Here is an 11,337-nt window from a genome sequence, read left to right as displayed (position 1 = left end):
CGCAGCAGCCTGACCGACCGGGACGTGGTCATCATCTTCGACACCAAGGGCGACTTCTACCGGGAGTTCTACCAGCCCGGGGACGTGGTCATCAGCAACGACGACCGGGCCACCGGCGGCAGCGGTCCCGACTACTGGAACCTGTTCGGCGAAGTGAACATCGACGACCGGGTGGAGGAAAACATTTTGGAAATTGCCAAGAGCTTCTTCTCGGAGAAGCTGGCCCACACCACCCAGCCTTTTTTCCCCAACGCAGCCAAGGACCTGTTCTCCGCCCTGCTGCTCCACATGGTCCGGTCGGGCCAGTTCCAGGATTTCCGCAACAACCAGGCACTCCGCTCCCTGTTCGACACCTTCTCCGTGTCCTCCATGAAGAATATTCTCCAGTCCCACAAGGACCTGAAGGCCATGACCTCCTATATTGAGGACGAGAAGTCGGGTCAGACCCTGGGCGTGGTGGCTGAGCTGCAGCAGATGGTGCGGGAGATTTTTGTGGGCAATTTCCGCAAAAAGGGCAGTCTTTCCATGCGGCAGCTGGTGCGGCAGAAGGGCGGCCGGGTCATCTTTGTGGAGTACGACCTGGGCATCGGCGCCATGCTGACGCCGGTGTACCGGCTGCTCATCGACCTGGCGGTAAAGGAAGCACTGTGCCGCACCTCCAACGAGGGCAGCGTCTACTTCTTTATCGACGAGTTCCGCCTTCTGCCCCACCTGGAGCACATTGACGACGGCGTCAACTTCGGCCGCAGCCTGGGCGCCAAATTCTTTGTGGGCATCCAGAACATCGACCAGATCGCCGCCGCCTACGGCCAGAATCTGGCACGCAGCATCCTCTCCGGCTTTGGCACAACCCTGGCCTTCCGGGTCAACGACGCCGGCTCCCGGGAGTACATCAAGGGCCTGTTCGGCCGGAACATCAAGCTCCAGACCTACCTGTCCGCCGTACAGAACCGGGGCGTGTCCGAACAGATCCGGGAGGGCTTTGTGGTGGAGGACGAGGACATCACCAACCTGCCTGTGGGCCAGGCCATCATCGGCGCGCCGGGCTGTCAGCCCTTCCGCTTCCAGTTCAAGCGGTACGGATAATACCGGCCCCTTTTACAGCGGTTTTTCTGCTTTCTCAGGCCTTGGCAGGGGCCTTATTCCCCAGCAGGAAGCACCCGGGCCTCCTCTTCAAGCTCCGGGGAATCCTTCGGCTGCCGCAGAAGAAACCGCCCGCCGGGCGGGCTGCCGTTTTATGCCCGCAAACCCTAGAGCCCCAGCGGCTTTATACAAAACATCCAAAAATATGAAAACGCTTTTATGATTTCTGCGAAAAAGTTTGGGATTTTCATTCTTCTCCTGCCCGGCCGGCCAGATAATCCCCCGGTAAAGGGTGAATTTTGCCGCCTTATGGCACTATTTTGTCATATTTTTATTCCATTTTTCCCTCTATCTGAATAGACGGGGCCGGACCGCGCCAAGGTCTTGTCCGGGGATGCGCGGAAAATCCATTGCCCGCCGGGGCAGTATGTGATATTATAATCAAAAATGCGGCATAAGTATCCGGAAAAGCGGGGTGGTCAAGTCATCTGCGGGGGACTGAACTGCGCGCGGCATCCATCTTGCGAAAAAGGACTGGCACAGGGCAGGTGAGAACAATGTTCGACATTGCAGTGGTTGAGGACAATGATCGGGACGCACAGACCATCATTCACTCCTTGACACGGTATGCATCAAAGAATCAGCTGGAGTTTCGGATCACCCGTCTTCCCGATGCGCTCAAGCTAATCAACGCCTACAAGTCAAACTACGATTTGATTTTCATGGACATTGAAATGCCCCATATGTCGGGCATGGAGGCGGCCAGGGCTATCCGGCGGACAGACCACGGGGTAACTATCGTGTTTGTGACCAACATGGCGCAGTACGCCGTAGAGGGCTACGCGGTGGAGGCCTTTGACTACATTCTCAAGCCCATCAACGACTACGCCCTGGAGCTGAAGCTCAAGCGGATCATCGCCCATGTGGGCAGCACGGCGGGGGAGCGGATTGTCATCCGCACCGAAGGGGAGACCCTGGGGCTCCAGCTGCGGAAGATCTGCTACGTGGAAGTGGACGGGCACTATCTCAACTGGCACACCCTGGATGGGGTGTACCGCTCCCTGGGCACCCTGAAGTCCATTGACCAGCAGCTGCCCGAGAGCTACTGCGCCATCAGCCGGTGGCACGTGGTCAACATGCAGTACGTGCGCAGCGTGATGGGGGACGACGTGCTGGTGGAGGGTGAAAAGCTGCATATCGGTCGGTCATACAAGCAGAAGTTCCTGCAGGCCTATGCGGAATACATGGTAGGTGGAGCGTAAGGCATGGACGAATTTTTCCTGGTATATCTTGAAAACCTCATGTGCTTCTCCCTCTTTTTTCTCAATTTCTCCCGGAGGCAGCATTTTGCAGCCCGTTTTCTCGGGGCCCTGGTCCTGGGGGCCGGGGGCGTGTTCCTCATCGGCCATCTGCTGTACGCCTCCAACGTGCTGGTGTTCGTCTACTACCTTATTGAATTCTGTATGCTCCTGGTTATCTTCCATTTCTGCTTTCAGACCAGCTGGGCCCAGGCTCTGTGCTGCGCCAGCGCCGGCCGGGCCACCCAGCACATGATTTACCAGCTTTTGCAGCTTGTCAGCCTGGAATTCGACCCGTCCCGCTATGTGTCCACCGACTCCTTTGCATATTTCCTGGGCGCGCTGCTCTCCTATCTGCCCTTCTGCGCGGTGATCTATCTGGCCCTGGGCCGGAAGATCGGCGACTTTGACTTTGCCTATGAGAAGGGCGAGTTCCGCTGGCGGATGGGGGTGCTCAGCGCCGTTATGGTGCTGGTCTGCGTGGGTATCACCCGTTTTGCCAAGAGCAGCGCCACCCGGGATATCTACGCCGTCATTGCAGAGAGCCTGTACGCCATTATCTGCTGCCTGCTGTGCATGCTTATGCAGTTTGAGCTCAACCGGCGTGCCAAGCTGACCAAAGAGATGGAAATGGTGCGCATGCTGTGGAAAAAGGACAGCAAGCAGCTGGCCGAACGGAAGGACACCATTGAGCTCATCAACATGAAGTGCCACGACATCCGCCACAAGCTGGAGGACTACCACCTGCCCATCACCGACGAAGAGGAGCAGGAGCTCAAGTCCCTGATCCGCATCTACGACCAGACCTACCGCACCGGCAGCCAGACCCTGGACGTGCTGCTGGCCGACCGGGCCCTTCTGTGCGAAAAGGACCACATTCAGCTCAGCTTTCTGGGGGACGGCAGCTGCCTGAAATTCCTCACCGAGGCGGATATCTACTCCCTGCTGGGCAACGCTCTGGGCAACGCGGTGGAGGCCTCCCGCAGGCTGGAGGAGAAAAAGCGCCAGATCAGCATGATCATCCGGCACAGCGGCGACCTGGTGTCCATCAGCGTGACCAACTACTATCAGGGCCAGCTGCACTTTGAGGAGGATCTGCCGGTCACCACCCAGCCCGACGCGGAGGACTTTCACGGCTACGGCATGAAGAGCATGCAGGCCATCGCCCAGAAGTACGGCGGAAAGCTGAAAGTAAAGGCGGAGGACGGCGTGTTCAATCTGACGATATGGCTCATTGACAACACCCCGCCGGCCCCATAGCCGCATTTTTGACATATTGCCCCGCAAATTGCACGGCAGTCCTCTCCGTGCCCACGCACATACGCATGAAAACGCATCGGTTTATCCCTTTTCCCCGGCGTCCCGCCCATTTCGGCGGCACGTCGGCCCATATGGCCGCTTTTTGTGCTCAAAACTGCCGGTTTTTATCGGCTAATGAAAAAGAAACGGTTTGTTTGGGAAAATATTCGCCCTCCCCTTGTTGCAGTTCGTGCAAAAAATTTGCGGTTTGTGCATGGTTTGTTGTGGAAAATAGAGACTGCCAATATAATGTATAATGTACGGCTCCCTATGAGCCACATTATGAGGAAGGAGAGTTATTATGAAAAAGAAGAGAATCGTTCCCCTTGTACTCTCAGCTGCCATGCTCGTCTCCCTTGCTACCTCTTGCTCCAACACGGCTGAGAATACGCCCAGCCCCAGCCAAACTCCCACTCCCACCCCCTCGGTGAGCGCTGGCGTTGAGGACGGTTACATCCCCGCTCCCTACACCGTGAGCAGCGAGGATGAGCTGACCGCTAAGTTCCTTGACCCCGTGTTCTATGAGAACGAGGACGGCCCCACCATCGGCGTGACCCTGCTGGGCGTTATCGTCCAGGACGGCAAGTACTTCCGCGACCTGGACAACGACCAGGAGCTGGACGACTTTGAGGACTGGCGTCTGGACGACGAGACCCGTGCCAAGGCCATGGCCGCGGCTCTCACCGACACCCAGCTGACCCACCAGGTTGCCAACGTTATGGCTTACAGCCCCAAGAGCACCAAGACCGAGGAGGTCGTGGATGAGAACGGCGAGCCCGTCTGGACTCTCATGTACTCCCCCACCGGCGGCTTTGGTGGCGGCGGCGACGAGGGTGCCACCAACATCGAGTGGCTGAACACCTCCAAGTCCCGCACCTTCGTGCTGCGTGCCAACCCCGAGACCGAAGTGGCCGTGTGGTTCAACAACGGCCTGGAGCAGTACAGCGAGTACGACGCCATCGCCAACGGCGAGGTGACCGTGCCCTTCTTCTGCTTCACCAACCCCATTGCTCACGGCCTGCCCAACTCTGAGGGCGTCGCCGCCGCCTCCCTGGGCGCCGGCAATGCCGACGCCGTGCTGGAGGACGCCCAGCTGGACCGCCAGGTCATGTGGGCCAAGGGCGTGGACGGCCTGTACGGCCCCCAGGTTGACCTGGCCACCGACCCCCGCTGGTCCCGTAACAACAGCACCTACGGCGAGCGCGAGGACATGAGCGCCGAGATCGCCGCCAACCTGGTCAAGGGCTACCAGAACGGCGACCAGGGCATGGTGGAAGGCAGCGTGCTGGTCACCATCAAGCACTTCCCCGGCGACGGCGCGGCCTACAACGGCTTTGAGAGCCACGGCCAGACCGGCCGCTACCGCATCTACTCCACCGAGAACTCCCTGGCCGACTACCAGCTCAAGCCCTTCATCGCCGCCTTTGAGGCCGGCGCCGCCGGCGTCATGCCCGGCTACTCCCAGCCCATCGTGGACGAGCGCATCGCGCCCCAGTCCATTACTTACAACGGCGAGACCTATGACATCCGCTTCGGCGGCCGCGGCAACGCCTTCAACGAGGACATCCTGCAGACCCTGCTGCGCGACATCCTGGGCTTCGACGGCCTCATCAACTCCGACTCCCTCCAGATGGCTGCCCAGCAGGGCGTGGAGGACCTGACTCCCTATGAGCGTATGGTCCAGTTCATCAAGGCCGGCTGCGATGCCGGCGTAATTTCCTTCGACGGCTTCAACATTAACACGGGCGCTGAGGGCGGCGAGGATGCCGAGGATCCCTCCGACCTGCTGGATCAGGCTCTGGCCGCCGGCGACGTGACCCGCGAGGAGCTGGAGAACGCCGCCTATCACCGCCTGCTGCCCCAGATGCAGAGCGGCAACCTGGACAACCCCTACCGCGACCTGGAGGAGAGCGTGGCCACCGTTGACGGCGTGACCCCCGACGTGGAGGCTCTGGCTGAGGAGATGCAGCTGAACTCCATCGTCCTGATGAAGAACTCCAACTCCGCCCTGCCCCTGAGCGACACCAGCGTGAAGGTCTATGTTCAGGGCTTCAACCAGAACGACGACGCCGACGTGAGCGGCATGGTCTCCGCCCTGGAGGCCGCCGGCTACACCGTGGTGGACGACTACAACGAGGCCGACGTGGCCTACCTGCGGGTGACCCCCACCATCGTGGGCACCGGCTCCAGCAATCTGGCCATCCTGGACCTGGCCGAGGACGTGGAGACCCCCGTCTATGACGACAACGCCAAGCGCACCGACGAGACCGCTCTGATCACCACCGTGGCCGGCATGGACGACTTCCAGGAGATTGCCGAGGCTGTCCACGCCAACGGCGGCAAGGTCGTCGGCGAGATCAACGCCTCCAACGCCTGGATCCTGACCGAGATGGAGCCCTACTGCGACGCCCTGCTGGGCACCTTCAACAACACCGACGACGCCATCGCCCAGATCGTGTCCGGCGCTGCCAGCCCCTCCGGCAAGCTGCCCATGACCATGGTGGCCGACGCCTCCGTCATCGCCCTGGTTGAGACCGACCTGAACGGCGAGGTGTGGGACGTCTGCGTCTCCCCCAACGACGTGCCCGGCTATGTGAAGGACCAGTACATGGACGCCGACGTGCTGGCCGCTTCTCCCTCCGGCTCCTACGCCTATAAGGACGCCGACGGCAACCTCTATCAGTCCGGCTTCGGTCTGAGCTACTAATAAGCTTTCCCGCCCCGACGGATGTCCCGGCGGAACACATGGGGCAGGCTTCTGGCTTCAGAGGCCTGTCCCCGTGTGGCTATTCAAGTCAATCGATCGCAAATAAGTGCAAAAAGGAGAGAATTATTATGAACATGAAGAAGATTCTCAGCAGCGGTCTGGCCCTGAGCCTGAGCCTGATGATGCTCGCCGGCTGCGCCAACGACACCACTTCCCCCAGCGAGAGCACCCAGCCCAGCGCGAGCACTCCCGTCAGCAGCGACGTCCAGCCCAGCGAGAGCACCACTCCCGCCGCCGAGCCCTCCGAGAGCACCGAGCCCTCTGAGAGCGTAGACGTGCCCACCCCTGTGGAGCCCACCGACCTGGACTACACCAGCGATGTCACCGCCCTGGAGGGCACCTGGACCCTGTCTCAGGTGTACGCCGACGGCGCCACCACCGACGCCACTGCCGGCGCCATGTCCTTCGAGGTCTCCCTGGAGCTGGACCCCTCTGAGCTGGTGGACGAGGCCGCCTATATCCACAACCAGGTGTACAACCTGACCGGCCGCCTGACCTTCGGCCTGGACGCCATCAACCAGACTCTGGCCGCCGACGATGTGGAGGAGTACAAGGGCTCCACTGCCTGGTCTGACTTCCCCCAGGGCGAAGTGGTGACGGACGGCGACTTCTACAAGCAGCCCGGCCCCGCCACCATGCGCTTTAAGGACGTGGACGACTACGGCCTGTTCCTGGACCAGGTGGCTGGCGTGTCCGCCGACATCGACACCACCGAGAAGACCCTCATCATCGGCCTCAACGGCGAGGGCCAGCTCCTGCTGGGCTTCAGCGAGGAGCACCTGGAGCGTCCCGGCACCGAGGGCGAGTGGGTTTACTGCCTGATCTTCGATAAGGCTGCCTAACAGTCCGTTCCAACGCGGCGTATCATATGGTCATTTCCCGGCCGGACAGGAGTGTGCTCCTGTCCGGCCGCCGAAAGGAGCGTTTTTCATGAAGACAAGCAAAAAAGCATTCGGCTTTTATGTCGGCATCTTTTCCTGCGTGCTGGCCGTGGCCGCTGCCATCTGCTACGGGGTCATCTTCCCCGGCATTGAGTACAAGGAGCAGGTGTTTGATATCCGCATCTGTGTGATCCTGGCGGCTGTGGGCGTCATCGCCGCCGTGCTGCTGCTGGCGGGGGAGCGCGTCGCCGGCTTTGCTCCGGCCCTTCTCTGCCTGGGCAGCGGAATCTCCCTGATGCTGTTTATCAAGATCGCTATCTGGCCGGTTTCGGACACCATCTACGGAATCGAGCCCTTCCCCGCGTTTACACAGCTGGTGATCTGCGCCGCACTGATTGTGGCGACCCTCGTGATCAGCGAGATTGCGCTCTATCTGAAAAAGTACCGGTCCGCCTGATGGACAGAACTCGCAGAGAGGAGAACTTCCGATGAAATCCTCAAAGAAAAGAACACTCAAGAAATTTTTTGCCAACCTTATGATTGGCCTGCTGATTGTGGTCTACTTCGGCAACACCATCGCCGGCCAGTTCTCCGGCCAGATTAACAGCTTTCTGGGCACCTCCACCTCCATGACGGTGACCGACGGCGACGACTCCGGCGAATATGTGCGCTACTATGAGTCCACGTTCAGCTCCGTGGCCGACCTGAAGGCCGCCGGCCTGGCCAAGGCGGAGGAGGCCGAGGCTGAGGGCGCGGTGCTGCTGAAAAACGACGGCATCCTGCCCCTCCAGAACCCCGAGGTCTCCCTGTTCGGCGCCACCGCCACCTCCCCTGTGTACGGCGGCACCGGCTCCGGCGCGGTGAACACCGACGACGCCCCCTCCTATGTGGACGCCCTGACCCAGAGCGGCCTGACCGTCACCAACGAGGCCCTGCTGGACTGGTACGTGGATGAAGAGCTGGGCCGTGACTTTACCTCCAGCGGCTCCGAAATCAACGAGGCCAAGTGGAGCTCCATCCAGAAGAGCGACACGGCCAGCACCTTCGGCAACGGCGAGGTGGCCATTTTCGTCGTGGGCCGCGTGGGCGGCGAGGCCAATGACCTCAAGAGCACCAACCATGTGGACGGCGGCGTCAACCCCCTGGGCGCCGACGTGGACGAGAACTCCGACTACCTGATGCTCAACAAGAACGAGCTGGGCATCCTGGAGGGCCTGAAGGAGCTGAAGGACGCGGGCAAGATCAGCGGCATTGTGGTGCTGTTCAACAGCGCCAACCCGGTCTCCGCCGCCTTCCTCAACGACGAGGCCTACGGCATTGACGCGGCCGTGTGGATCGGCTCTGTGGGCCAGAGCGGCCTGTACGCTGTGGGCGACATCCTCAGCGGCGCAGTGAACCCCTCCGGCTCCCTGCCCGACACCTGGTGGACCAACAACCTGCTGGACCCCGCCATGGCCAACTTCGGCGTCTATACCTACACCAACGCCAATGACTACACCTATGCCTCCAGCCCCGCCAAGTTCACCAGCTACGTGGTCTACCAGGAGGGCATCTACGTGGGCTACCGCTACACCGAGACCCGGTATGAGGACGTGGTCCTGGGCACCGAGGGCGTTGGGGACTATGTCTACAACGACGTGGTGGCCTATCCCTTCGGCTACGGCCTGAGCTACACCACCTTCGACATGAGCGACATGAAGGTGGAAAAGAGCGGCACCGGCATGGATACAGCCTACACTGTGTCCGTCACCGTGACCAACACCGGTTCTGTGGCCGGCAAGAAGGCGGTGCAGGTGTACGCTCAGAAGCCCTACACCGACTATGACCGCGAGAACCAGATTGAAAAGGCCGCTGTGGAGCTGGTGGGCTACGGCAAGACCAGCCTGCTGGAGCCCGGCCAGAGCGAAACCGTGACCGTCAGCGTGCCCGAGTACTTCCTCACCAGCTATGACGCCCTGGGCACCGGGGTGTACATTCTGGAGGACGGCACCTACTACCTCACCGCGGCCAACGACAGCCATGAGGCCATCAACAACATCCTGGCCGCCAAGGGCTACACCACCGCCGACGGCATGACTGCCAACGGAAACACCGACCTGGTGTACACCGCGGACTATACCTTTGACGCCCAGACCTACGCCCAGGCCTACGGCACCGGCAACGACGTCACCAGCCTCTTCGCCTCCGCGGACATCAACCGCTATGAGGGCAAGGGCGACAACAGCGTGACCTATGCCTCCCGCAGCAACTGGGAGGACACCCTGATGCTCTGGGGCGACGAAAATGAGGACGGCGAGAACGACAACTATGTGAAGCTGTCCATGACCGATCAGATGTACCAGGACACCATTCTGGACGCCTCCGACCTGCCGGAGAACGATGACCAGTGGCCGGTGATGGGCTCCGACGAGACCAGCTACAGCCTCATCCAGCTGCTGCAGAATGAGGACGGCAGCGAGATCCCCTACGACGACCCCATGTGGGACGACCTGCTCAACCAGCTGACCTATGAGGACATGTCCCGTCTGTGCGCCGTTGGCCTGCGGATGACCGTGTCCCTGGAGTCCATCGGCAAGCCGGAGACCCTGGACCACAACGGCCCCTCCGGCGTGACCCAGAAGTATTCCGCCGGCTCCAACGGCTACGCCAACCAGACCAACGACCCGGACAAGGAGCTGACCGGCACCTGCTATCCCTGCAACGGCATCCTGGCCGCCACCATGAACGACCAGCTGGTGCAGGAGGTGGGCGAGCTCATCGGCGAGGACGCCATGTGGGCTGGCTACGCCGGCTTCTACGGCAGCGGCCTGAACATTCACCGCACCCCCTATGCCGGCCGTGTGTTTGAGTACTACTCCGAGGACGGCATTCTGACCGGCCTTATCGACACCTATGAGACCATGGGCATCCAGTCCAAGGGCGTTTATGTGTACAACAAGCACTTCGCCCTCAACGACCAGGAGCTGCAGCGTCAGGGCCTGGGTACCTGGTGCAACGAGCAGGCCATGCGTGAGATTTATCTGCGGGCCTTCGAGCTGCCCATTGTCAACGCCGACGCCAAGTGCGTCATGACCGCCTTCAACCGCATCGGCACGGTGTGGTCGGGCGCCTGTTCTGAGCTGCTCACCGACTGGCTCCGCGGCGAGGCCGGCATGACCGGCTTTGCCGTCACCGACATGTACGAGGGCGACTACATGAGCAAGCCCCACGAGGTACTGGCCGGCAACGATATCCCCGACAACTTCCCCGGCACCACGGGTACCGGCGTGGACACTGCCTCCAGCAGTGACCTGGGCTTTGAGTTCGCCGCCTACGGCCCCAACGGCGCTACCCCCAACGCCCAGATCGCCCAGGCTCTGCGGGAGTCCTCCCACCGGATCCTGTACACCGTTCTCCACTCCCGCGGCATGGACGGCATTGGCGCCAACACGCGGATTGTGACCGTCACTCCCTGGTGGCAGACGGCCCTGAACGTAACCCAGATCGTGCTGGCTGTGCTGAGCGTGGTCTCCGTGGTAGTGCTGGTGGCCGATATGGTGCCCAGCAAGAAGAAGCAGTCTAAAGAGTAAATCCATCCGGGGCGGCCCATTGCCCAAATCGTCTGGGTCCGCCGCAGCACTTCCTTTCTGCGGCGGACCCCTTTTTTCTGACCGGCCGTTTTGAACGCAGACGGCTATAACTTATTGCACTTTTTATGAAAATATTGTAATTGGAACCAGAAAGTAAAAGTCCGGACCTTGTTCCGGGCTGGTATATACAGAGTTCCACTGACAGGAAAGAAGGAGAGGCTTGATGCGAAACAGCATTTGTTTAAACCGGAATTGGACCTTCCACGGCCCCAAGGGTGCGCCGGAGACCATCGATCTGCCTCACACCTGGAATGCGGTTGACGGACAGGACGGCGGAAACGACTACTGGCGCGGCACCTGCAGCTATGAAAAGACGTTTCCCATGCCCGAATTTGACCCGGAGACTCAGACGGTATACCTGGAGTTCCAGGGCGTAAACG

Annotated in this window: 7 protein-coding genes and 1 pseudogene; all 8 read left to right on the top strand. The window is 60.8% G+C overall.

Annotated elements, in window-relative coordinates; translation table 11 throughout:
* On the top strand, positions 1 to 1,086 hold a 1,086-nt coding region (locus Q0K06_RS12935), incomplete at its 5' end, for a type IV secretion system DNA-binding domain-containing protein (RefSeq protein ID WP_294553283.1).
* Positions 1,087 to 1,640: 554 nt separating this feature from the next.
* A complete protein-coding gene (locus tag Q0K06_RS12930; RefSeq protein ID WP_294553281.1) occupies positions 1,641 to 2,345 on the top strand; it encodes a response regulator in 705 nt (234 codons plus the stop codon).
* Between the two features lie 3 nt (positions 2,346 to 2,348).
* Positions 2,349 to 3,641 (top strand): ATP-binding protein, encoded by a 1,293-nt coding sequence (locus Q0K06_RS12925; RefSeq protein ID WP_294553278.1) that lies wholly within the window; start codon positions 2,349 to 2,351, stop codon positions 3,639 to 3,641.
* A gap of 340 nt (positions 3,642 to 3,981) precedes the next feature.
* Positions 3,982 to 6,387 (top strand): glycoside hydrolase family 3 N-terminal domain-containing protein, encoded by a 2,406-nt coding sequence (locus Q0K06_RS12920; protein ID WP_294553275.1) that lies wholly within the window; start codon positions 3,982 to 3,984, stop codon positions 6,385 to 6,387.
* Between the two features lie 128 nt (positions 6,388 to 6,515).
* Positions 6,516 to 7,289: a hypothetical protein gene (locus Q0K06_RS12915; RefSeq protein ID WP_294553273.1), complete on the top strand. Its 774-nt coding sequence runs from the start codon at positions 6,516 to 6,518 to the stop codon at positions 7,287 to 7,289.
* A gap of 88 nt (positions 7,290 to 7,377) precedes the next feature.
* Positions 7,378 to 7,785 carry a hypothetical protein gene (locus Q0K06_RS12910; RefSeq protein WP_294553271.1) on the top strand — a complete coding sequence of 136 codons (408 nt, stop codon included), beginning with the start codon at positions 7,378 to 7,380 and terminating at the stop codon, positions 7,783 to 7,785.
* Positions 7,786 to 7,816: 31 nt separating this feature from the next.
* Positions 7,817 to 10,897, top strand: coding sequence for a glycoside hydrolase family 3 protein (locus Q0K06_RS12905; protein WP_294553269.1), 3,081 nt, complete (start codon positions 7,817 to 7,819; stop codon positions 10,895 to 10,897).
* A 223-nt stretch (positions 10,898 to 11,120) separates the two neighbouring features.
* A pseudogene (locus tag Q0K06_RS12900) lies at positions 11,121 to 11,337 on the top strand (glycoside hydrolase family 2 protein); the annotation flags it as partial.

The sequence above is a fragment of the uncultured Pseudoflavonifractor sp. genome (genome assembly GCF_944387805.1).
In the GTDB taxonomy this organism is placed as follows: Bacteria; Bacillota; Clostridia; order Oscillospirales; family Oscillospiraceae; genus Pseudoflavonifractor.
This window is presented reverse-complemented; position numbering and strand designations above follow the sequence as displayed.